This is a genomic window from Kitasatospora sp. NPDC127111, from assembly GCF_042677465.1.
GTDB lineage: Bacteria > Actinomycetota > Actinomycetes > Streptomycetales > Streptomycetaceae > Kitasatospora.
This window is the reverse complement of sequence record NZ_JBHXTG010000113.1, coordinates 1-20,919: the sequence shown is the minus strand read 5'-3', so window position 1 is coordinate 20,919 and position 20,919 is coordinate 1. Positions and strand designations below refer to the sequence as shown.

The following is a 20,919-nucleotide window of genomic DNA, read 5'->3' as shown; positions in this document are numbered from 1 at the left end:
CGGGCGCGTCGATCGGGTCGACGACGCCCGACCACCCGCCGAGACCGGGGCCGAGCAGCCCGGCCACCCGGTCGCGGACCAGCAGGAGCGCGGCGCCCCACCCGGCCCGCAGCCACTTCTGGCCGCCGGCGGCGAGCACGTCCGCCGCGTCGGCGTCGAAGTCCACCGCGCCCAGCGCCTGGACCGCGTCCACCACCAGGACCCGCTCCGGGCCGATCAGCTCCTTGATCGCGGCCAGCGGTGCGCGGAACCCGGTGGCGCTGTCCACCGCGCACACCGAGACCACGCGGACCCGCTCGTCCAGCCCCGCCCGGACCGCCTCGGCGGTGACCGGCCCGTCGAGGAGCCGGACCGTCAGCCCCCCGTTGCCGGCGGCCCGCAGCCACGGGTAGACGGCACCGGGGAAGTCCGCCCGGCTCACCAGGACGGTGCTCCCGGCGGGCGCGGCGGCGAAGGCGTGGGCGGCGGCGAACATGCCGTGCGAGGTGGAGCTCACGAAGGCGATCTCGTGCGGTGCGCAGCCGAGCAGCGCGGCCGCCGCCCGGGCCGCCTCCCCCGCCGTGGCGTCCAGGGCCTCCAGCGCGGTCCAGCCCTGCTGCCGGAGCGCCGCCGCCGAGCCGGCCAGCACGTCCCGCACCGCGGCCGACACCGGCCCGAAGCGCGCGAAGTCCAGGTACCCGGCCGGCTCGTCGAACTGCCGCAGGTACTCCGGGACGGTGCGCACCGTCATGACACCCACCCTTCCTCGTGATTTGAACGTTCAAATCCACAGAACCCAGCAGAACCGAACAGGCTGGGTGTGGGGATGGGTGACAGCAAACGCTCGCCCGGGCAGCGGCGTCAAGACCCCTGCGCGCCGTCGCCCCGCCCCGAGACACTTCCGTTACCCGGAAGCCCCGACCGGACGCCACCGGCGCGGCCCCGTACGACGGTGTGACAGGCTGTCCCCCGACCTACCGGAGGGGACCTTCCACCATGCACCGACCGAGCCGACCCGAGGACCTCGACCCCGCCGCCCGCGTCTGGGCACGCGCCGTCACCTTCGCCCTGCTGCAGGCCGCCCAGGGCGACACCGAGGGCTACTGGCTGGACGACGACGGCGTCTGGTGCGACGCCACCGCCGGCTCCTACTGGTGGCGCGTCACGCGGGTCGCCGACGGTCAGGTGGTGTTCTGCGGGCAGGACTCCGACGGCAGCGAGACCCACATCGACGACCGGCAGATCGACTTCCTGGCCGGCGGCCCGGACTGGCTGCCCTGGGACCAGCTGCGCGAGGACGCCCGGGGCAACCTGTTCGGCTTCGTCTACTGGTCGCAGGGCGACGGCTGGCAGCGCATCCCGTACCCCGACGCCCTGGACGACGACGGACTGTCCGGGGCCGCCGCCTGGCTGGGCTCCGCCGAGGAGTTCGCCGACGAGGCGTCCTGCATCGTCGACGTGCGGCACGCCGACCTGCCCGCGTTCACCGCCGCCCTCGACCGCTTCGTCCGCCGCGCCGAGACCCGCACCGTCGACGCCGCCCTGGTCGCCGAGCTGCTGGCGGCGGCCGGCCCGCTCGACGAGGACCGGGACCCGCTGCAGCCCGCCCTCGCCCTGGAGGTCGCCGTCCGCGCCGGCCTCACCCGGGCCGGCTGACCGGCCGCGTCCGACCCGCACCACCAACACCGGCCCCGGCCCCGGCCCGGACACGCCCTATCGTGGACACATGCTCTTCGGTGAACCGCTCACGGCACGACTGGGGGCGCTCGCCGCCCGGGTGCCCTTCGACCTCGCGATCCGCCCCGGCGCGGCGGCCGACGACTTCGACGGCTGGCCCGTCCCGGTGCCGCCCGCCGCCCGCGAACTGCTGGGCCGGCTGGGCGGCTTCACCGTGCCGCCGACGGAGTTCACGCTCACCGGCCACCCCCGGCAGGCGGGCGACCACGGCCTCCCGCACCCCCACTGGCTGGTGTCCGACGACGGCGGTGGCGGCGTCACCTGGGTCGACATCGAGTCCGACGGCAGCTGGGGCCAGGTCCTGATGCAGTACCGGGAGGGCGGCCTCCACGTCGAGGCCGAGTCGCTGGAGGCGTGGCTCGACCGGCTGATCGGCACGGCGGAGACACTCGTCGACGAGACCGGATTCGAAGACGGCGTCCAGCCCTTCGCGGACGACTTCTGGGACGCCCTGCACCCGGAGGGCCCCGCACTGCCGCTGCTCCCGGCAGCCGACCTGCGCTCCCCCGGACCGGATCCGGTGCTCGCCGCCCTCGTCGCCCGGCTCCCTGACGACGCCCTGGTCGCCGACCTCCGCACCGCCCGGCCCGGCAGCCGGGCCCGCTTCGACCGGGCACTCGGGCCCTACCGCCTGGAACGGGCCGCCGGCGGTCCCGTCTTCGCCGCCGTCCCCTGGGACTGGGAGCACAACCGCCCCCGCCGGCACGGCGCCTGAGAACGCACGGGGTGCCGGGCCCCGTCGGGACCGTCCGCACCCACCGGAAAGCCCGGGCCGGGGAGCGGCCCCGGCCCGGGCCCGGTGTCCTCGGTGTGCTGCGGTCAGTCGCGGGTGGCCGTCGAGATCCGTTCGAGGACGGCGCTCGCCTGCACCGGATTGGCGCGGAGCCAGGCGCCCAGGTGCTCCCGGACGGCCTCGGCGACGCAGGCACGGACGGGCCCGTTGCCCAGTCGGTCGCGGACGGCCCCCAGGAACTCGGGGTGATCGAGCTTCACCGACACGACCGCCGTCAGGCCCGCGCCGAGCTGTGCGGGGGTGAAGTCGGGGTCGGCCGGGGTGAGCAGCCGTCGCTCCCGGGCGTAGGCGGTGACCGCCGCCGCCAGGCCGTCGCGGAAGCCGAGCTCGTGCGTGCCGCCGCCGGCGGTCGGCCGGCTGTTGGCGTAGCTGGCGACCCGTTCCTCGCCGGAGTCGCACCAGCGGAGAGCCACCTCGATGGTCCCCTCCATCTCCGCGTACTCGCGCTCGAAGCCGATCACGTCCGCGTGGACCGGGCCGCTCCGCTCGGCGACGTGGTCGCCCGGTCCGCCCGGGGAGTGGAAGCGGACGGCCCGGGGCGCCGCAGGGTCGCGCTCATCGGTCAGGGTGATGTCCAATTCCCGGTTCAGGAAGGCCAGTTCCCTGAACTGCGCGGCCAGCGTGTCGAACGAGAACTCCAGTGTCTCGAAGATCTCGGGGTCGGGCCGGAAGGTGATCGCGGTCCCGCTGCCGTCCGCCGGTCCGGCGTGGGCGGGCGTCACGACGGCCACGCCTCGCTCGTACTCCAGCACCCACCGGGCGCCGTCGCGCCGCACCTCGGCCGTCAGACGGCCCGACAGCGCGTTGACCACGGCCAGTCCCACGTCGAAGTGGCCGCCGAGCAGCGAGCGCCGGTCGTAGGGCCGCACCCCGCAGGAGAGCACTTCCAGCCGGGTCTCCAGCGGAGGACCGTCGCGGTGGCCGGCGCACTCGACCGGGACGCCCGTGCCGTCATCGGCGACGCGGATGCCTCCGTCGGCGGTGAGGGTGATCTCGACACGGCTGGCGGTGCCGCCGAGATTCTCTTCCAGTGCCCGCACGGCGGCCTCCGCCACCAGGTGGTGAAGGCCGCGTTCACCGACCGATCCGACGTACATCCCGGGCCGCTTCCGAACGGCCTCCAGGCCCTCCAGAACCACGATCCTGCTGGCGTCGTACGCCGTGGATTCCTCGCTCATGATGCCCCCTCCGAGGGTGTCCGACAGAGCTCCCCCAGCCTAGGAGATTTCCGAGAAAACACCAGGTCAGAGCCAGTTTGGCGAGGCCGCCGACGGGCTTCTGAGGGGCCGTCGGGAGCGCCCGGCCGTGAGGTGTGCGCCGTGCCGCCGCGGTGTCGTCACGGCCCCCTGGGGACCGCTGGCGGCACTGTTCCGGGCGGATGCGCGGCCACGAGTTCCGAGAAATTCTCACGCCGGGTCTGCGTTCCCGGGCGGCCGGGACCGGGTTGCGGTCAGTCGCGGCGGGGCGCCACCTCGGCGCGGAGCAGGGCGGCGAGGGCCTGGGCGTAGCGGCCGGGGCGGCGGCGGGGCAGGGCGATGCCGAAGTGGCGGGCCGGGCGCGGGGGTTGGACGGGGACCACGCGGGTGCCGGGCTGGGCCGGTTCGAGTGCGACGTACGGCACCAGCGAGACCCCGACGCCTGCGGCGACGAGCGAGCGGGCGAAGAAGTAGTCGGTGGTGGAGCCCGCCAGCCGGAGTTCGAAGCCGGCCAGCTCCGCGTACCGGCGCAGGAACGCCTCGGTCTTCAGGCAGCCCAGCACCCAGCGCTCGTCGGCGAGTTCGGCCAGGTCCAGCGCCTCCCGGCCGGCCAGCGGGTGGTCGGCCGGGAGCACCACGGACAGCGGGTCGTCCATCAGCGGCGTCCAGTCCAGGCCGGAGCGGTCCCCGGGGAGGACGGGCAGCGGGCCGTCGAAGTGGTAGGCGAGCGCGAGGTCGGCGGCACCCTCCCGGACCATCGGCAGGCTGTCCTCGGGCTCCCGTTCCAGGATGCGCAGTTCGGCCTCGGGGTGGTCGGCGGCGAACCGGGCCAGTACGGCGGGCAGCAGGTGCCGGCCGCCGCTGGTGAAGGTGGCCAGGGTGAGCCGCGGCCGGTCCGCGCCGAGCCGGCCGATCTGCTCCCGGGCGTTGCGGAGTTCGGCGTCGATCGCGCCGGCCGCGTCCACCAGCAGGCGCCCGGCCTCGGTGAGCCGCACGCCGCGGGTCGAGCGCTCCACCACGGCCGTGCCGAGGCCGCGTTCGAGGGCCGCGATCTGCTGCGACACCGCGGACGGGGTGAGCAGCAGGGCGGCCGCCGCCCGGTTGAAGCTGCCGTGCTCGGCGACCGCCCGGAGCATGGTGAGCCGTCGGACGTCGAGCATGGTGCGCTCCCCCTGGTCACCAGTTCTACTGATGACGCGTTCAGCAAGTCGGCAGTTCTGCTGGCGACGGTACACCGGCAGAGTGATGGCCATGCGAAACGTCACAGGAAATCCGCCGCGCACCGTCTGCGTCATCGGCGGGAGCCGTTACTTCGGTCTCCACCTGGTCTCCCTGCTGCGGGAGTCCGGTGCCCGCGTCACCCTGGTCAACCGCGGCTCCACCCCGCCGCCGCCCGGCGTCGACCACGTCGTCGCGGACCGGTCCGACGAGGCCGGGCTGGCGGCCGCGCTCGGCGGCCGGACCTTCGACGCGGTGATCGACCAGGTGCTGTACACCCCCGCCGACGCGGCGGTGGCCCGCCGGGTGTTCGACGGCCGCACCGAGCGGTACGTGATGACCTCCACGATGGAGGTCTACGACCCGGCGACCTCGCCGCTGGTCCGCACCGCGCCGGGCGTGCCGGTGCCCGAGGAGACCGTCGACCCGGCCGCCTGGCCGGTGGACCTCACCCTGCCGTGGCACGATCCGGCGGCGCTCGCCCGGCACTTCGACGAGGCCACCCGCTACGCGGAGGGCAAGCGGCAGGCCGAGGCGGTGCTGGCCCGGGACGCGCCGTTCGCCTGGGCGAGCGTGCGCAGCGCGCACGTGCTGGGCGGCGGTGCACGGGACTTCACCGGTCGGCTGGCCCACTACACGGAGCTGATCGCGGCCGGGCGCCCGGTCGCCGTGCACGCCGAGCCGCAGCCGACCTCGTTCGTCCAGCACGAGGAGATCGCCACCGCGCTCCTGCGGGTGGCCGCCTCGCCGGCGGTCGGCCCGGTGAACGCCTGCTCGCCCGACCCGCTCGACGTGGTCGCGCTGTGCGAGCTGATCGCCGACCGCCTCGGCACCACCGCCCGCTACCGGGAGGCGGCGGGCACGGACGCCTCGCCGTTCTCCTTCGACCGCTGGTACCCGATGGACCAGCGGCGCGCCGCCGGGCTCGGGCTGCACTTCTCCCCGACGGCCGACTGGCTGCCCGCCGCCGTGGCCGAGGCCACGACCACCGCGACCGCCGGCACCCCCACCGCCGCCCCCATCGCCGCCACCGCCACCGCCACCGCCACGAACCGAAAGGCCTGACCATGCGACAGCGCACCATCGGCGACACCACGGTCGGCGCCATCGGGCTCGGCGCGATGCCGCTCTCGGTCGAGGGCCGGCCCGACGAGCACATGGCCCTGGTCACCCTGCACGCCGCGCTCGACGCGGGCGTCACCCTGCTCGACACCGCCGACTCCTACCACTGGCACGCCGACGAACTCGGCCACAACGAGGAGCTGGTGGCCCGCGCGCTGGCCGCCCGGCCCGCCGCCGAGCGCGCGGCCGTGCTGGTCGCCACCAAGGGCGGCCGCGGCCGGCCCGGTGACGGCTCCTGGACGGTCGACGGCCGGCCGGAGCACCTGCGGCGGGCCTGCGAGGGCTCGTTGCGGCGGCTCGGCGTCGAGGCGATCGGCCTCTACCAGCTCCACAAGCCCGATCCGGCGGTCCCGTGGGCGGAGTCGGTGGGGGCACTGCGCGAGCTCCTCGACGCCGGGAAGATCCGCGCGGCGGGCATCTCCAACGTGGACGAGGAGCAGATCCTGGCGGCCCGGGAGATCCTCGGCCCCGGCCTGGTCGCGGTGCAGAACCGTTTCTCGCCGGCCGTCCGCACCGCCGAACCGGAGCTGCGGCTCAGCGAGCGGCTGGGCCTGGCGTTCCTGCCGTGGAGCCCGCTGGGCGGCCTGTCGCGCAGCGTCCTGGACGACCCGGCGGACCGCACGGTCGGGCGCAGCGCCTTCCACCGGATCGCCGCCGTCCGCGGCGTTTCACCGCAACAGGTCGGCCTCGCCTGGCTGCTGGCCCTCTCCCCGGCCGTCGTCCCGATCCCCGGCGCCCGCCGCCCCGCCAGCATCCGGGACTCCGCCGCGGCTGCCGGCCTCGTCCTCGAACCGGCCGAACTCGCCGCGCTCGCCGAGCCGTTGAGCCCGGCGGGGGAGCCGGCGGGGTGAGGCCGACCCCGGCCCGACACCGATCCGGGCCGCACCGACCGGACACGCCCTCCATCCGGTCAGGTGCGCCCGGCCTCCCGGTGGCCGGTCAGCCGTAGATGGTGAAGACCGAGTCGGCCTGTCCGGCGTAGGCGTTGCTCAGGGCGAAGACGTGGCCGCCCGGACGGAAGATGCCGAAGGTCGTCCGGCCGCGGCCCAGCCAGTCGCCGACCACCGGCAGGTCGCCCTTCACACCGTAGGCGGCGGTGGAGACGCTGCCGTCGTCGTGGCGCAGGACGAACAGGTTCGGGTCACCCTCGTTGCGCCCCGGCCGGAACAGCCCGAACTGGGCGTGGTGAACCCCGTCCCAGTCACCCACGACCGGGAGGTCGCCCGGGTCACCGAAGCGCATCGTGGTCACACTGCCGTCGTCGTGCCGCACCGCCAGGGTGCCGGTGCTCGGACGGAAGATCGCCAGCTGGTCGTGCCCGTTGCGGTCCCACGCGCCGACCGCCGGCAGGTCACCCTGGTCACCGAACCCCACCGTGGAGACGGACCCGTCCTGGTGCCGCAGCGCGAACGTGCCGGTGCTCGGCCGGTAGACGCCCGACTGGCACTGGCAGGTGTTGTCCCACGCACCGACCACCGGAAGGTCACCCGGATCACCGAACGCCCAGGTCGAGGCGGCCTGGGAGTCCGACTTCTGGTACGACAGCGCCCAGTGGCCCCGGTCGAACAGGCCCGCGTGGCTCGTCGGACCGCCGAAGTAGCCCGCGAACGGCACACCCGGCTGCGGGCCGGGGACGTACTGGCGCACCGACGTGCTCGCCGTGCGACCGTGGTCGTCCACCACGGTCTCCGTGATGGTGTACGTCCCGGTGACGCCGTACTCGTGGGTCAGACCGTTCGGCGGGGTCGGCCCCTCGCTCACCACCGCGGGCGTCCCGTCACCGAAGTCGAAGGAGTAGCGGGCGACCGGCCACGGGCTGGAGCTCCGGTCCGACACCGTGACCTGGGCGAGGCGCCTGTCACCCTGGCCGACTCCGATGCGCGCTGCGAGTTCGGCGAGCGGGGCCAGCGTCACGGTGCTGGTCGAGGTGCGGACCAGACCGGTCTCGCTGGTCGCCGTGAGCGTCAGCCGGTACGTGCCACCCGCCGGGTAGTCGTGGTCGAAGCTCGGGAACCCGGCCGCCACCGGAACGGGCGCACTGCCGTCGCCGAAGTCCAGTGTCGCGCCGGCCGGTGCCCAGCCACCCTGGTAGTGGACGTTGATCCGTGCGTTCAGCGGGTGCCCGCTCGTGGAGTACGGCAGGGACTCCAGGTAGACGCTCATGGTGTCGTTCAACTCCACGGCACCGCGGTCGTGGTAGCCGTTGCCGGTGCCGGTGTTGGCGATCCGCGGGTGGTCCGCGCGCGGCTTGCCGTAGACGTCGGTGTCCAGCACGCCCGGGGCGGTCGCGTCGGCCGCGTCCGTCAGGCCCTCGACGGCGACCGGGGTGTAGCTCGACGCGAACGGGGAGAACTGCGGGTCGGCGCTGTTGTCGTGCGCGCCCTGCCCGGTGGCCCGGAACTCCGCCGGCGTCCGGTAGGACGCGCCGCCCCACGAGTAGGCGGCCGCGTTCGGCAGGACGGTGTTGTAGTCCGCCTTGGTGCCCTGGGTGGAGTCCGCCGACACCGACAGCGGGGCCGCGCTGACGGCCGCGCCGCCGCACCAGCCGGTGGGACGCTTGGCCAGCAGGTTGTTCTCGACCACCGCACCCGAGGAGTTGCCGGCGAGCTCGACGTCGCTGAGGCAGTTCCGGGCGAAGGTGTTGCTCACCACGACGGTCCCCGGGGCGTCGGTGACCACGATGCCCCGGCCGCCGCCGTCGGTGATCTGGTTCGTCGTCAGGACGGTTCCGGACGCCCCGGCCTCCACCGAGACGCCGGCGGTGCCGGCCGGCGTGATCCGGTTGCGGCTCACCGTGACGCCCGTGCTCCTGCCGGTGATCCGGACGCTGGGGACGGGCCCGGGGAAGGCCGAGACGCTGGCCGGCGGGTTGCCGCCCTGCACGTCGTTGTGGTCCAGGACGATCCGCTCGGAGTCCTGGACGAGCACGCCCTCCTGCAGGGCCCCGATGTTGAAGCCCGTCACGGTGACGTCGTGCACGCCCGCGAGGAGGAAGGCGTGCGGGGCGGGGTTCGGACCCTCGCTCGCATCGCGCGTACCGACGCTCGTGGTCGGGATCAGGTAGGGGAAGTCCGCCTTGAAGACGATCGGCTTGCCCGGCAGGCCCGAGCGCTTGACGGTGACCTGCCCCGTGAACGTGCGGGCCGACGCGACCTGGACGGTCTGTCCCGGCTCGGCCACGTCCGCGGCGGCCTGGATGGTGCAGTACGGCTGCTCCTTGGTGCCGGTGCCGGCGTCCGAGCAGTTCGCCGACCGGTCGTTGTCGACGTAGAGCACGGCGCTCCCGGCGTGGGCGGCCGTCGGCAGGACGATCCCGCCGACGGCCGAACCGGCGACCGCTACGGCCAGGCCGACATGGCGACGAACAGACACAGTGAGCCCCCCTGAAGTGAAGTATCGTTCCGCACCGGACCGGGATGAACGGTGATCAGCGCACCCCGTTGGCGCGGCGATCAGTATTCACGATTCCTCCGCGCGCCCACCACCAGCCCCCCACCCCGTGGTCAGGCACCGTCAGTTGTGCTCCTCGGCCCGGACGATCGCGTCGATCCGGTGCTGGAGTGCGTCGGCCTCGGCGCGGGTCTTCCGGGCCGCCTCGTGCTCGCCGAGCCGGTCCAGGGTGGCGGCCTTGGTCCGCAGTTCGGCGACCTCCTGCCGCATCTTCGGCAGGTCGTAGGTCACGGAGCCGCGGGCGGACGGGCGCGGGGCGGTGGACTGGGCCGACTGGTCGGACGGGGCGCCGGACTGGCCGGACTGGTCCGTCGGCTTGACGGCGCAGATCGCACTGACCCCGCCCGGGCCGAACAGCGAGCCGCCGATCAGCGTGTTCAGCACGCCCCGGCAGGCCGCGGCCTCCTCCGGGGTCTTCGGCCCGTTGTCGGCCACGGCCGGCTGGGCGAGCAGGAGCGGCGCGGCGAGCGCCAGGACGGAACAGGCCAGGCGGGCGGCGGACTTCAGCGACGTGGACGTGCGCGGGGACATGACGGACCCTCCGTGGGGGAACGGCGACGGACGAGCCATCCCTATCCGAAGAGCCGGCCCCGTCGGCGGACGCTCCGCCGTCCGTGGGCGTGTCAGCGGCCCGGCGGAGCCCGCCCGGTGGGCGGTCAGTCCTCGTCGTCGGGGTAGCCCCAGGTGACGACGGCCTTCGCGTCCGGCGCGATGCCGCCGACGGCCCGGGCCACGGCCTCCTCGAACTTCGGCCCCCAGAGGTAGAAGCGCGTGATGATGAGCGGATAACCGGCCTCGCCGGTGACGTAGTACTCGCCGCCGTCCTCGACGCAGCGGATGCCCACCTCCCGCTCGATGCCCTCGTCACGGAGCAGCTCGACCAGGGCCTGCAGGACCTCCTCGGCCTGCGACCGTCCGCTGAGGTTGCTGACACTGAGATGAAGATCGATGTTCACTGACATGACGCGCATGCTAGCCGCGCCCACCGACAATCCGACGACGTCCCCGGCGTCGGCCACGAACCGCCCCGATACCTCCCCGGCTCCGCCTCAACAGTCCCCCGGCTCCGCCTCAACAGCTCCCCGGCTCCGCCTCAGTACCCGCCGAAGCCGAAGCCCAGGCCGTAGCCGTGCCCTCCGGTGAACCCGCCGGTGCCGGAGCCACCCGTGCCGCCGATGCCGCGGGAGCCCGGATCGGTCGGCCGCGGGTTCGGCAGCACCGGCCGGGGGCCGAACGGGCCGTCCGCCCAGCCGTACCAGGTCATCTCGCGCCACCACTGGCCGAAGGTGACCTCGACCTGCCCCGCACGGCACTCCTCCTCGACGACGGCCCTCGCCCCTTCGTCCCACCGGAATTGCGCCGTCGCGCCCCTTTCCCGCGCCACGGCGAACAGTGCCTCCTCCAATTCCCGTGCGGTCAGCGGCTCCTGAGGCTCGGCGGCGGAGAACTCGGCCGGTTCGGGGCCGGCGCGGCCCACCCGGACCACCGCGGTCTCCTCCCCCTCCACCACGTACCGCCACACCCGCCGCGCGGCCACCTCCTCCAGCACGGCGCGGCGGCGCCGGGCCTCCCGTTCCAGGGCCAGCCGGGCCTGCCGCCGGACCTCGCGCTGCTCGGCCACCCGCCGGTCCAGCTCCTCCCGCACCGGCCGGTACGCCTCGGCCGCGCGCTCCGCCTCCGCCACGAAGGCCCGTTGGGCGCGCTCGGACCGCTCGACGGCCCGCCGCTTCCAGCCGGGCCACCAGCGCGGGGCACCGAGGACGCGCCAGAACCCCGAACCGTCCACGAGGTCGACCTTCACACCCGCGGCGCTGCCGCCGTGCGCCCGGTACAGCTCCTCCAACGCCCGTGACAGCGTGGTGAGGTACGCCCGCGCCGCCTCCTCCCACCGCCCCCGCTCCGCCTCCGAGCACGGCACCGCCTCGCCCCAGGACGGACTGATCCGGTAGACCTGGGCCACCTCCGGCACGCGCACCGAGGCGACCGGCTCGAACCGGCCCCCGCAGCGCCGCCGCGCGTCGAGCCGCACACCGTCCAGCCGGACCTTGACCTCGGTGACCGCCATCGCGCCGCCCTCCGCCCCGCGCCGATGACTCACCATAACCACGCGGACACCCTCCGCGTCAGGCCCTCGTCGAAGGTTTGTCCGACCCTGCCGGTAGGGTCACGGCAGAACGCGCGACACCACGATCCGGGGGACGACATGAACGGCATGACCGACTTCGACGCCGACGGGACGGTCCGGCTGCTGCGGGAACTCGCCGAGGAGTCCTCCGGGTTGATCACCCTCGACCCGGGCATCGACGACGGCCGGATGGACGGCTGGCCGGTCCCGGTGCCCGAGGACGTCCGGGTGCTGCTCCGGGCGGTCGGGGGCGTGCGGGTCATGGTCTCGCGCTCCGTCCAGAACGGCCACACCTCCTACGAGCACCTCGACTTCGCGCATCCCTACAACGAGGGCCGGTACGCCGGTTGCGACACGAGCTGGTACCTGGACCACGCCGGCGGCACCGGGAGCCACTGGTTCCTCTACACCGACCACGGCGACGGCCACACCTACGTGGACGTGGACCGGGCCACCGGGGCGTGGGGGCCGGTCTTCCAGTTCTGGGACGCCACCGACACCGTCCGCGCGGCGCCGTCCCTGCCGGCCTGGCTCGACCGGTTCGCGGACTGCGCCCGCCGCGCCCTCGCCGGCACGGCGACCACGCACCCGCACACCGCCGCGGACACCGTCACCGCCGCCACGGAGACCGCCACGGGCCCGGCCGGCCCCGACGCCGCCACCGTCAACGCCTTCGGCAGGAGGTTCGGCGACCACTGGTGGGACCTGGACCGGAACGCCACCGCCGTGGCCCCGGTCACCGCAGCCGAGGCCCGGGCCGCCGCCGACCCGGTCCTGCGGGAGGCGGCCGCCGGCCTGCCCGACGACGCCCTGCTCGCCGACCTCCGCGCGGTCACCGGCCCGGCCCGGGTCGACTTCCCGCTCCCCTACCCCTGCCGCTACGCCCGGCACTCCGGCGGCGCCGTCCTCAGCGCGACCCCCTGGGACGGCGACTGAGCACCCGGCAGCCGGGCGCGCGGAAGCGGCCTCACGCCTCCGCGCAGGACGCTCCGGGCGAGGCGAGCACCTTCGCCGCGCACGCGTGACCCTGGGCGGCGGCCGCGCGCAGGTCGCCGTCGGCCAGGTGGGCGGCGAGGAAGCCCGCGGCGAAGGCGTCACCGGCGCCGGTGAGGTCGCGGACCTCGCGGACCGGCGGTACGGCCACGGCGAAGGGGGCCACGCCGGGGGCGTCGACCACCGTCGGTTCCGCGCCGGACTTGGTGACGACCGTGGTGCCCGCCAGCCGGGCGCGTTCGGGACCGGGCCGGCCGTCCGCCCACAGGCCGAGGAACGCCGACTCCTCCCGGTTGGCGAACAGCAGGGTGGGCGCCAGCTCGGCGGCGAGGGCGAGGAACCGCTCCCGGCCGAACGCGGCGAGCATGCCGGTCGAGGAGGCGTCGAGCGAGGTGGTGCCGCCGGCCCGGCTGACCCGCCGCAGGGCGTCGACCGCGGCGGTGCCGACCGGCTCCCCGTCGAAGGAGTAGGCGGGCACGTGCAGGTGGGTCAGCCCGTCCAGCCAGGCGTCCGGGACGGTGTCGAGCAGCGTGGCCGCGCCCCGGTCGGGGAGCATCGTCCGCTCCCCGCTGCGGTCGATCAGCACGACGATGCTGCCGGTCCGCCCCGCCCGGGTGGCCCGGACGTCGACGCCGTGGCCGGCCAGTTCGGCGACCAGGCCGTCCCCGGCCGGGTCGTCGCCGACGCAACCGAGGAACCGCACGGGGCACCGGCCGGCCGCGAAGGCCGCGACGTTGGCCGCGCTGCCGCCGCGCCGCCGGAAGACCCGCGCGCTGGTGTCGGTGCCGTGCCGGAGCGGGCCGTCGACCCAGACGACGACGTCTTCGACGAGATCGCCGAGTACTCCGAGCATGCCCCTACGCCTCGTTCCGCAGAGCGGCCAGCGCGGTGGCGATCTGCCCGCCGAGCCGGACGTTGCCCCGGTAGACCTCCACGTTGACGTCCAGGCTGCGGCCGCCGGTGTCGCGCTGGATGAAGTCGAGCAGGAACGGCGTCGACGCGTTGCCCGTGACGCCCTGGCGCTCCGCCTCGGCCCAGGCCCGGGCCAGCAGCTCGTCCAGCTCCTCGGGCGGCAGCTGCTTGGCGGGGTCGACCGGGTTGGCGATCAGCACGGCCTGGCTCAGCTCCAGGCCGTCGCGCGCGGCGATCACCCGGGCGGCCTCCTCGGGCGTGTCGACCCGGTAGGTGATCCGGTGGCCGGAGTCGGTGACGTAGAAGCCGGGGTACCGGGTGGTGCGGTAGCCGATGACCGGGATGTTGAGCGTCTCGAACCGCTCCAGGGTGGCCCGGATGTCGAGGATCGACTTCACGCCCGCGCTGATGACGGTGACCGGCGTGGCGGCGAGCGTGGTGAGGTCGGCCGACTCGTCGAAGGTCTCGGACGCCCCGAAGTGCACGCCGCCGAGGCCGCCGGTGGAGAAGACCCGGATGCCCGCGCGGTGGGCGAGGAAGGCGGTGGCGGCGACGGTCGTCCCGCCGTGCCGGCCGAGCGCGGCGACCACGGGCAGGTCGCGCAGGCTCGCCTTGTCGAGGTCGTCGGCCTCGGAGAGCTCCTTGATCTGGTCCGTGCCGAGCCCCACCGTCGGCACCCCGGCGTAGACGCCGATCGTCGCCGGGACGACCCCGGCGGCCCGCAGCGCCTCCTCGGCCTCCAGCGCGACCTCCAGGTTGCGCGGCCGGGGCAGCCCGTGCGTGAAGATGGTCGATTCCAGCGCGACGACGGGGGCTCCGGCGGCGACGGCCCGGGCGACTTCGTCGGAGATGCGGATGGGGAGTCCGGTCATGGCAGGTGCTCTCTCTGCGATACCACCACGGTGTGGCAACCGCGGCTCAGCCTAGGGATGGTTCGCATCGGGATCCAGAATGAGTCCTGGGCCTTCCCATAGGCTTCCGGCTATGGGTTTCACGCTGCGTCAGCTCGAGGTCTTCCTCACCGTGGCCGACACGCTGCACTTCGGCCGCGCCGCCGAACGCCTGCACATCTCCCAGCCGACGGTCAGCCAGGAGGTGGCCCGGCTGGAGCGGACGGCGGGCGTCGAGCTCTTCGACCGCAGCCGGCGGGCGGTCCGGCTGACCCCGGCCGGCGAGGTGATGGCCGCCGAGGCCGCCGGGCTGCTCGGGCAGGCCCGGTCGCTGCTGGCCCGGGTGCGGCTGCACGAGGAGTCCCGGATGGGGACGGCCCGGATCGTCGCCTCCCCCAGCGTGATGAACCGTCTGCTGCCGGCCGTGGTCAGCCGGGCCGAGCGCGAGCTGCCCGCGCTGGAGACCGCGGAACTGGCCGCCGACACCGGCCGGGTGTCGGCGACGCTGGCGGCCGAGCTCGCCGACATCGGCCTCGGCCGCTTCCTGGAGGACGTACCCGGCTACCAGCGGGAGCGGCTGGCCGACGAGCCGGTCCGGGTGGCGCTCAGCCGCCGCCACGCGCTGGCCGGCCGGGGTGCCGCGATCCACCTGGACGAGCTGCGCGACCTGCCGCTGCTGCTCTGGTCGCGGGAGCAGCACCCGCGCTACTACGACCACGTGCTCCGGCTCTGCTCGGAGCGCGGCGTGGAGCCGCCGGTCCTGGTGAGCCCGCCCCGGATCGTCGGCTCCCGGCTCTACCTGCTCGCCCAGAACCGCGCCTTCTCGCTCGTCCCCGCCTCGCTGGCCGGGCACCTGACCGAGGACGTGGTCACCCTCCGGCTCGCGGACCGGGCCACCCTGCCGCTGGAGATGCAGTGGCGGCTGGACGACGGGCGGCCCCGGCTGGCGGCGCTGCGCGAGCTGATCCGGCAGGAGGCGGCCGCCCTCGGGGCCGGCTGAGGGGCCGACCCCCGGGGGCGCGGTCCGAGGCCGCGGTCCGGGGGCGGGCCGGGGGCGCGGTCCGGGGCCGCCGTCCGGGGGCGCGGTCCCGCCGGGCGCAGCGGCGTGACGCTGGGCGCCGTCAGAACCGCAGCGTCCAGCTCCTGATCGCCCCGGGCCAGTAGCCGTGGAGGTCGGTCACCCGCAGCCGCCAGACGCCGCTGGCGGTGTGCGCCGAGGCGTCGGCCCCGAAGGTCGTCACGATGTTCCGGCCGCCGTCCCAGATCTTCTCGTCGCGCAGCACGAACACCGCGCCGTCGGGCGCGACCAGCTCGACCTTCAGGTCGCCGCGCCAGCCGTGCTCGATGTCCACCGGGATCTCCAGGTCCCTCGGCGCCATGCCGGTCACCCCGGTGACGGTGAGCGGGGATTCGACGGTGACCTTGCCCTCGAACTCCACCCGGGCGGGGTTGGTGAACACCGGGCCCCGCGGCCGGTTCGGCACCGGGCCGGTGTAGAGCAGCCGGTCGGGCGAGCCCGCCCCGGGATCGGTCACCGCACCGGTGGTGGCCGCGGCGGTCAGCGCGGACGTCACCTGCGCGGGCGTGGCGGCCGGGTGGTCCGCGAGGTGGAGCGCGGCCGCGCCCGCCGCGTGCGGGGCCGCCATCGAGGTGCCCGACATCTGGATGCCGAAGCCGCCGTAGTCGCTCCAGTTCTCCGTCGACACGATGTCCACGCCGGGCGCGAAGAGGTCGACCAGCGGCCCGTAGTTGGAGAAGGACGCCCGCTGGTCGGCGTCGTCGGTGGCCCCGACGGTGATCGCGCCGGGCACCCGCGCCGGCGAGTGCCCCGAGGCGTCGACGCCGTCGTTCCCGGCCGCGACGGTGTAGGTGAGGCCGGTGGCGATCGAGTTGGCCACCGCCGCGTCCAGCACCGGGTCCACCTCGCTGCTGCCGAGGCTCATGTTGACCACGGCGGGCTTGGCGGCGTGCTTGGTGACCCAGTCGATGCCGGCCACGACCTGCTCCGTAGTGCCCTCGCCGTCGTCGTTCAGGACCCTGACCGCGACGATCTCCGCCGATCGCGCCACCCCGAACACGCTGCTGGCCACCGTCCCCGCGACGTGCGTGCCGTGCCCGTGGCCGTCCTCGGCCACGTCGTCCCCGTCGATGGCGTCGTAGCCGTACGAGGCCCGCCCCGCGAACTCCTCGTTGGTGATCCGCACCCCGGTGTCGACGATGTACGCCGTGACGCCGCGCCCCGCCGAGTCCGGGTAGGCGAACGTGTCGTCGTACGGCATCCGGCGCTGGTCGATCCGGTCCAGCCCCCAGGACTGCGGCGCGGCCTGCGTGCCGTCCACCCGCACCCGGCGGTTCCGCGACACCAGCGCCACCGCCGGGTCGGCCGCCAGCCGGCGCGCGTCCCGGGGCGAGAGCTCGACGGAGAACCCCCGCAGCGCCGCGTCGTACGTGCGCCGCACCGTGCCGCCGTAGGCACGGGCGAGGCCCGCGGCACTGCTCGCCACCGACCGACCGCCGAGGCCGTCGACGGCCTGCGGCTTCAGCACGACGAGGTAGCCACCCGATACCGCGTTCGGGGACCGCGCCCCCTCCACCACCCCCTCCGCCGGCGCCGCGGACGCCGGAAACGCCCCGCCGGCCCCGACGCACAGGGCGGCGCTCACGCCGAGCACGGCGCAGACGCGACGAAGCCGCCTTCCCTGACTCATGGTCGATCCCCCCCTTGACGGAACCCGGATCAAAGCCTGACTGATGATCAACTCATCAGCAATCGTCGGCAGTTGACCGCTTCCTGCCGCCCGCAGGGGAGGAGTTCACCGCGCCGGGGCGACGCAGGGGTATGGAGGCGCGGGGAGCGTGCGCCGGGGCGCGTGCCGGGGCGTGCGCTGGGAAAACCTGGGGGTGGGCCGCAACCGGGCCGGTGAACGGAGCGTTGCACTCCCGTGAACCGCTTCGCCCGCTCCTCTGCGACCACCTGTCGGCCGGCCGCCCGTGCCGGTTCCGCACTCGTCGACGGCCTCCGGGCCCTCGGTCACGCCGTCGTCCGCCTCGACGCCCGCGCCGAGGCCGCGCTGCGCGCCCGGGTGCGGCCGCTCACCGCCCGCCTGAGCGCGCTGCTGCAACGCCTGGCCGCCGCCAACTGCGGCGACGCGATGGCCCGTCACCTCCCCCACCCGGCCCTGGAACGGGGCCGGGGGGACGGACTGTTCGACGACGACCGCCGGAGGCCCCGGAACACCGCCTGACCCCGGGCGGCGCCCGGCCCGGCGCGCACGGCGGCCCGGGATGCACGCGGTGTGCACCCCGGGCCGCCGTCGCGGCGCGCCTTCGCGCCGGGCTCCGGCGTCAGGCGCGGCAGGTGCCGGTCGCCCAGTCGACGGACGCGGTGGCCCGGGAGTACTGCCACTCGGGCGACAGCAGGTCGCGGTCCAGCTGACCCGCGGCCGTGCGGTCCTCCACCACGTAGCCGAAGTCCTGCAGCCAGGCCGGGTACAGGTTCTTCGAGCCGATGTAGAAGGCCGAGCCGTCGACCGCGACCAGCTTGTGGTGCAGCGCGTACGGGTGGCCGTCCGCCCAGGTGGCGGTCGGGGCGGCGCGGAAGGTGGCGAGCTGCAGGTTGCCGCAGAGCGCCGCGCCGGCCTTGGCCGGGTCGCCGGTGAGGGCGGTCAGCCGGGCCTTGAGGACGTCGCTGATCTCGCTCAGGGACTTGATCTGCGAGTAGCCGCCGCTGCCGATCGCGCCGCGGTTGGCCGGGTCGCTGACCACGATGCGGACCTTCACGCCGGCGGCCAGCTTGGCGGCCAGCGTCTCGTACAGCCGGCTGTCGTAGCGGGGCAGCGGCGGGCAGGTGCCGTTCATGTCCTGCTGGGAGATCTCGATGTGGCTGGTGGCGCCGGCGACCAGTGCGCGCAGCGCGTTCTCCTCGGGGTTGACCGTCTCGTAGTCGCGGTCCGCGTTGGTGTTGTCGTGCAGGGTCAGCGGGCTGCACTTGGCGTCGGCGGCGCCGGTGACCGGGCCGGGACGGTAGGCGGAGGCGGGGTCGTCGGCCTTGATGCCGACGCCCAGGCCGCCGACGGCGAGGACCGGGACGTTGCCGGTGGCGGGCGCGGCCGGGTTGAGCTCGCGCTCCATCGAGGGGCGGCAGGCGGCACCGTTCGAGGAGGCGAACCAGGCGTTGTCGAACAGCCCGGTCCGGCCGCAGGTCCACTCCCAGAGGGTGTCCAGGTAGCGGGCGGCCGAGCCGGCGGCGGGGCCGGTCAGCGCGAGGTCGACGTCCGAGACGGGGTGGGCGGTGTCGAGGTAGTCGTCCTTCCACCCGTTGATGCCGCCGGCGATCACGCTGCGGCCGTCGACCACCAGCAGCTTGGAGTGGTTCCAGGAGAAGGCGGTGCGGGAGGTGGTCATCGAGGCGACGTTGAGCGTCACCGAGCCGGCCGCCGGGCCGAGCTTGGCGACCAGCTCGTCGCGGTAGCGGGAGGGCAGGACGTTGACGTTGTAGAGCGGCGCGGCGCCGACCAGGATCCGCACCTGGAGCCGGTGGCCGGCCGCGACCGAGGCCTTGAGCCCCTCGACCAGGGCGTCCTCGAAGCCGCCGTTGGGGAACGGCGCGAGGGTGGAGACGTCGACCGTCCGGGTCGCGGAGGCGACGTCGGCGCGCATCCGGTCCAGCAGCGCGCGGGTGCCCGGGCGGTCGGCGCAGGCGGCGTCGCCCCAGCAGCCGGGGGTCTGGAGCAGCCAGCCGGCCGGGTTGTCGGCGGAGGCGTTCAGGCTGTTGCCCTCGGTGCGCTGCCAGACCGTGCCCTCCAGGCCGGGGGCCACCTCGCGCAGGGCTCGCTCGACGGCGTCGAGGTGGGGGGTGCCGCTCTCGCCGCCGGGAGCGGTGGCGCCGGTCGCGGTGTCCGCGTGGGCGGGCAGCGGCGAGGCGACGGCGAGCAGGGTGGAGGCTGCGGCGGCGGCCAGGGCCGACCGCAGCACGCGGCCGGACCGGCGGGACCAAGGGAGGTGCACGTGTGGTTCCTTCAGGACGTGACGGGTGGTTCACCCGTGGGACGAGCTGAGATTACCGAAAAGTAACTTGTTGTCTAAACTGGGCATGACAATCAGTCACCGGGCCGGATTCGCACCGGTCGTTCGACCCCCGCCGGTCGGCCCCCGTCGTCCGGCCCCCGCCGACCGGCGGTGGGTCGAGGGCCGTGACGGATCGTGACGATCGTGACGGACGACCAGTGACGGACGACCAGTGACGGACGATCACGACCGGCTGACAGCACGGGCGATGCTTTACCGCGTTGAGGACGCCGACGCACCGACAGTCCTGAGGATGCTCACGGCACGGAGGACGCTGACGGTACTGACGCTCCTGGCGGCACTGAGGGCACTGACGATCCTGACGGCGCGCCAGGCCGGCCCCGCGGGCCGCGGCGCCGTACCGTCGGCGCATGCTCCTCGGCCTGCTCTCGGCCCTCCTGGCCGCGCTGCTCACCGGTTCCGCCACCGTCCTGCAGGCGGTCGGCGCCCGCCGGGCCGCCGCCGGCCCGCAGGCGGGCGAGGCCGCCGCGCTGGCCGGCGCGTTCCGGCAGTGGCCGTTCCTGCTGGGCGTCGGGATGGACATGCTCGGCTTCGCCGCCGAGCTGCTCGCCCTGGAACGGCTGCCGCTCTACGTGGTGGAGGCCGCGCTCGCCTCGGCGCTCGCGGTGACCGCCGTCGGGGCGGCCCGCGTGCTGCGGGTGCGGCTGCGGCGCAGCGAGTGGGCGGGGGTGGCCGCGGTGTGCGCCGGGCTGCTGGTGCTCGCGCTCACCGCCGGGCGGGACGGCGACGGCACCGGCGACCCGGCGTTCCGGCTGGGCGTCCTGGTGGCCGCGATCGTCCTCACGGTGGCGGGCTGGGCGGTGGTGCACCTCGCCACGGCCCGCCGCGCCCCGCTGCTCGGACTGGTGGCGGGCCTCCAGTTCGGGGTGGTCGGCGTCTCGGTGCGGGTACTGCCGGACCCGCGGCTGCCGGACCTCTTCGGCGAGCCCTCGGCGTACGCGATCGCGGTGGCCGGACTGGGCGGCTTCGCGGCGCTGACCTGGGCGATGCAGAGCGGCTCGGTCACGGCCGCGACGGCGGCGATGGTGCTGGGCGAGACGCTGGGACCGGCCGTGGTCGGGGTGCTCGTCCTCGGCGACCACACCCGGCACGACGCGACGCCGCTCGCCGTCGCGGGCTTCGCGGCCGCGGTGATCGGCGCGCTGACGCTGGCGCGCTTCGGTGACGCCGAACAGCCCGCCCCCGCGCACTGAGGCCGGCCCGGGCCGGCCGGCCGCACGTGCCGGGCGGGCCCCGGGGCCCGGGCAGGCCGCGGGGAGCGTGATGCCCCCAGGGCCCGGACACGCAGCGCCCCCGGACACGCAGCGCCCCCGGACGCCCAGCACCGCCGGACGCCCAGCACCGCCCGGCCGGCCGCGCGGGGTCGCCGGGCCGCCGAGACCGCCCGCGCGGCGGGCCGCCGGGGGCGGCGGGCCC

General features: G+C 75.1%; 19 protein-coding genes. 8 read left to right on the top strand and 11 right to left on the bottom strand.

What is annotated here, in order from left to right:
* Positions 1 to 730 (bottom strand): aminotransferase class V-fold PLP-dependent enzyme (locus ACFVHB_RS37845; RefSeq protein ID WP_380331867.1); only part of this gene is annotated, 730 nt, incomplete at its 3' end.
* A 245-nt stretch (positions 731 to 975) separates the two neighbouring features.
* On the opposite strand from ACFVHB_RS37845, the gene ACFVHB_RS37840 reads away from it, so the two are divergent.
* On the top strand, positions 976 to 1,635 hold the full coding sequence (locus tag ACFVHB_RS37840; RefSeq protein WP_380331864.1) for a hypothetical protein: 660 nt from the start codon (positions 976 to 978) through the stop codon (positions 1,633 to 1,635).
* A 70-nt stretch (positions 1,636 to 1,705) separates the two neighbouring features.
* The gene (locus tag ACFVHB_RS37835) at positions 1,706 to 2,431 is read left to right on the top strand and encodes a hypothetical protein (protein WP_380331861.1); all 726 of its coding nucleotides are present in this window, start codon (positions 1,706 to 1,708) and stop codon (positions 2,429 to 2,431) included.
* 104 nt (positions 2,432 to 2,535) lie between these two features.
* On the opposite strand, the gene ACFVHB_RS37830 is transcribed toward ACFVHB_RS37835, so the two are convergent.
* Both ACFVHB_RS37830 and ACFVHB_RS37825 read right to left on the bottom strand, forming a co-directional pair.
* Positions 2,536 to 3,687 carry an ATP-binding protein gene (locus ACFVHB_RS37830; RefSeq protein ID WP_380331858.1) on the bottom strand — a complete coding sequence of 384 codons (1,152 nt, stop codon included), beginning with the start codon at positions 3,685 to 3,687 and terminating at the stop codon, positions 2,536 to 2,538.
* 272 nt (positions 3,688 to 3,959) lie between these two features.
* Entirely contained in the window at positions 3,960 to 4,865 is a 906-nt protein-coding gene (locus ACFVHB_RS37825; RefSeq protein WP_380331855.1) for a LysR family transcriptional regulator, read from the bottom strand.
* Positions 4,866 to 4,956: 91 nt separating this feature from the next.
* Between ACFVHB_RS37825 and ACFVHB_RS37820 the strand changes: the two genes are divergently transcribed.
* The gene (locus tag ACFVHB_RS37820) at positions 4,957 to 5,988 is read left to right on the top strand and encodes a reductase (protein WP_380331852.1); all 1,032 of its coding nucleotides are present in this window, start codon (positions 4,957 to 4,959) and stop codon (positions 5,986 to 5,988) included.
* Between the two features lie 2 nt (positions 5,989 to 5,990).
* Positions 5,991 to 6,896, top strand: a complete 906-nt coding sequence (locus ACFVHB_RS37815) for an aldo/keto reductase (protein ID WP_380331849.1) — start codon at positions 5,991 to 5,993, stop codon at positions 6,894 to 6,896.
* An 88-nt stretch (positions 6,897 to 6,984) separates the two neighbouring features.
* Here the strand turns inward: ACFVHB_RS37815 and ACFVHB_RS37810 are convergent, their stop codons facing one another.
* From ACFVHB_RS37810 to ACFVHB_RS37795, 4 genes are all read right to left on the bottom strand, one after another.
* Positions 6,985 to 9,417: a PKD domain-containing protein gene (locus ACFVHB_RS37810; protein ID WP_380331846.1), complete on the bottom strand. Its 2,433-nt coding sequence runs from the start codon at positions 9,415 to 9,417 to the stop codon at positions 6,985 to 6,987.
* Between the two features lie 141 nt (positions 9,418 to 9,558).
* The gene (locus ACFVHB_RS37805; protein ID WP_380331843.1) at positions 9,559 to 10,026 is read right to left on the bottom strand and encodes a hypothetical protein; all 468 of its coding nucleotides are present in this window, start codon (positions 10,024 to 10,026) and stop codon (positions 9,559 to 9,561) included.
* 125 nt (positions 10,027 to 10,151) lie between these two features.
* The gene (locus ACFVHB_RS37800; RefSeq protein ID WP_380331840.1) at positions 10,152 to 10,457 is read right to left on the bottom strand and encodes a hypothetical protein; all 306 of its coding nucleotides are present in this window, start codon (positions 10,455 to 10,457) and stop codon (positions 10,152 to 10,154) included.
* A 131-nt stretch (positions 10,458 to 10,588) separates the two neighbouring features.
* Positions 10,589 to 11,560 (bottom strand): hypothetical protein, encoded by a 972-nt coding sequence (locus ACFVHB_RS37795; protein ID WP_380331837.1) that lies wholly within the window; start codon positions 11,558 to 11,560, stop codon positions 10,589 to 10,591.
* A 147-nt stretch (positions 11,561 to 11,707) separates the two neighbouring features.
* On the opposite strand from ACFVHB_RS37795, the gene ACFVHB_RS37790 reads away from it, so the two are divergent.
* Entirely contained in the window at positions 11,708 to 12,556 is an 849-nt protein-coding gene (locus ACFVHB_RS37790; protein ID WP_380331834.1) for a hypothetical protein, read from the top strand.
* Between the two features lie 31 nt (positions 12,557 to 12,587).
* Here ACFVHB_RS37790 and ACFVHB_RS37785 read toward each other — a convergent pair whose 3' ends face one another.
* Positions 12,588 to 13,466 (bottom strand): carbohydrate kinase family protein, encoded by an 879-nt coding sequence (locus ACFVHB_RS37785; protein WP_380331831.1) that lies wholly within the window; start codon positions 13,464 to 13,466, stop codon positions 12,588 to 12,590.
* Positions 13,467 to 13,470: 4 nt separating this feature from the next.
* Positions 13,471 to 14,397, bottom strand: a complete 927-nt coding sequence (locus ACFVHB_RS37780) for a pseudouridine-5'-phosphate glycosidase (RefSeq protein WP_380331828.1) — start codon at positions 14,395 to 14,397, stop codon at positions 13,471 to 13,473.
* A 112-nt stretch (positions 14,398 to 14,509) separates the two neighbouring features.
* Between ACFVHB_RS37780 and ACFVHB_RS37775 the strand changes: the two genes are divergently transcribed.
* Positions 14,510 to 15,415: a LysR substrate-binding domain-containing protein gene (locus tag ACFVHB_RS37775; protein WP_380331825.1), complete on the top strand. Its 906-nt coding sequence runs from the start codon at positions 14,510 to 14,512 to the stop codon at positions 15,413 to 15,415.
* A 121-nt stretch (positions 15,416 to 15,536) separates the two neighbouring features.
* Here ACFVHB_RS37775 and ACFVHB_RS37770 read toward each other — a convergent pair whose 3' ends face one another.
* Positions 15,537 to 16,961, bottom strand: coding sequence for a S8 family serine peptidase (locus ACFVHB_RS37770; protein WP_380331822.1), 1,425 nt, complete (start codon positions 16,959 to 16,961; stop codon positions 15,537 to 15,539).
* A gap of 396 nt (positions 16,962 to 17,357) precedes the next feature.
* Between ACFVHB_RS37770 and ACFVHB_RS37765 the strand changes: the two genes are divergently transcribed.
* The gene (locus tag ACFVHB_RS37765; RefSeq protein ID WP_380331819.1) at positions 17,358 to 17,660 is read left to right on the top strand and encodes a hypothetical protein; all 303 of its coding nucleotides are present in this window, start codon (positions 17,358 to 17,360) and stop codon (positions 17,658 to 17,660) included.
* Positions 17,661 to 17,760: 100 nt separating this feature from the next.
* Here ACFVHB_RS37765 and ACFVHB_RS37760 read toward each other — a convergent pair whose 3' ends face one another.
* The gene (locus ACFVHB_RS37760; protein WP_380331816.1) at positions 17,761 to 19,422 is read right to left on the bottom strand and encodes a phospholipase; all 1,662 of its coding nucleotides are present in this window, start codon (positions 19,420 to 19,422) and stop codon (positions 17,761 to 17,763) included.
* Positions 19,423 to 19,853: 431 nt separating this feature from the next.
* Between ACFVHB_RS37760 and ACFVHB_RS37755 the strand changes: the two genes are divergently transcribed.
* Positions 19,854 to 20,696, top strand: coding sequence for a hypothetical protein (locus ACFVHB_RS37755; protein ID WP_380331813.1), 843 nt, complete (start codon positions 19,854 to 19,856; stop codon positions 20,694 to 20,696).
* Positions 20,697 to 20,919 lie beyond the last annotated feature (223 nt).

Bases quoted from the DNA above. Each gene is read 5' to 3' on its own strand.
- ACFVHB_RS37840 (WP_380331864.1), top strand. From the start codon at position 976: ATGCACCGACCGAGCCGACCCGAGGACCTCGACCCCGCCGCCCGCGTC.
- ACFVHB_RS37835 (WP_380331861.1), top strand. From the start codon at position 1,706: ATGCTCTTCGGTGAACCGCTCACGGCACGACTGGGGGCGCTCGCCGCC.
- ACFVHB_RS37830 (WP_380331858.1), bottom strand. From the start codon at position 3,687: ATGAGCGAGGAATCCACGGCGTACGACGCCAGCAGGATCGTGGTTCTG.
- ACFVHB_RS37825 (WP_380331855.1), bottom strand. From the start codon at position 4,865: ATGCTCGACGTCCGACGGCTCACCATGCTCCGGGCGGTCGCCGAGCAC.
- ACFVHB_RS37820 (WP_380331852.1), top strand. From the start codon at position 4,957: ATGCGAAACGTCACAGGAAATCCGCCGCGCACCGTCTGCGTCATCGGC.
- ACFVHB_RS37815 (WP_380331849.1), top strand. From the start codon at position 5,991: ATGCGACAGCGCACCATCGGCGACACCACGGTCGGCGCCATCGGGCTC.
- ACFVHB_RS37805 (WP_380331843.1), bottom strand. From the start codon at position 10,026: ATGTCCCCGCGCACGTCCACGTCGCTGAAGTCCGCCGCCCGCCTGGCC.
- ACFVHB_RS37800 (WP_380331840.1), bottom strand. From the start codon at position 10,457: ATGTCAGTGAACATCGATCTTCATCTCAGTGTCAGCAACCTCAGCGGA.
- ACFVHB_RS37795 (WP_380331837.1), bottom strand. From the start codon at position 11,560: ATGGCGGTCACCGAGGTCAAGGTCCGGCTGGACGGTGTGCGGCTCGAC.
- ACFVHB_RS37790 (WP_380331834.1), top strand. From the start codon at position 11,708: ATGACCGACTTCGACGCCGACGGGACGGTCCGGCTGCTGCGGGAACTC.
- ACFVHB_RS37785 (WP_380331831.1), bottom strand. From the start codon at position 13,466: ATGCTCGGAGTACTCGGCGATCTCGTCGAAGACGTCGTCGTCTGGGTC.
- ACFVHB_RS37780 (WP_380331828.1), bottom strand. From the start codon at position 14,397: ATGACCGGACTCCCCATCCGCATCTCCGACGAAGTCGCCCGGGCCGTC.
- ACFVHB_RS37775 (WP_380331825.1), top strand. From the start codon at position 14,510: ATGGGTTTCACGCTGCGTCAGCTCGAGGTCTTCCTCACCGTGGCCGAC.
- ACFVHB_RS37755 (WP_380331813.1), top strand. From the start codon at position 19,854: ATGCTCCTCGGCCTGCTCTCGGCCCTCCTGGCCGCGCTGCTCACCGGT.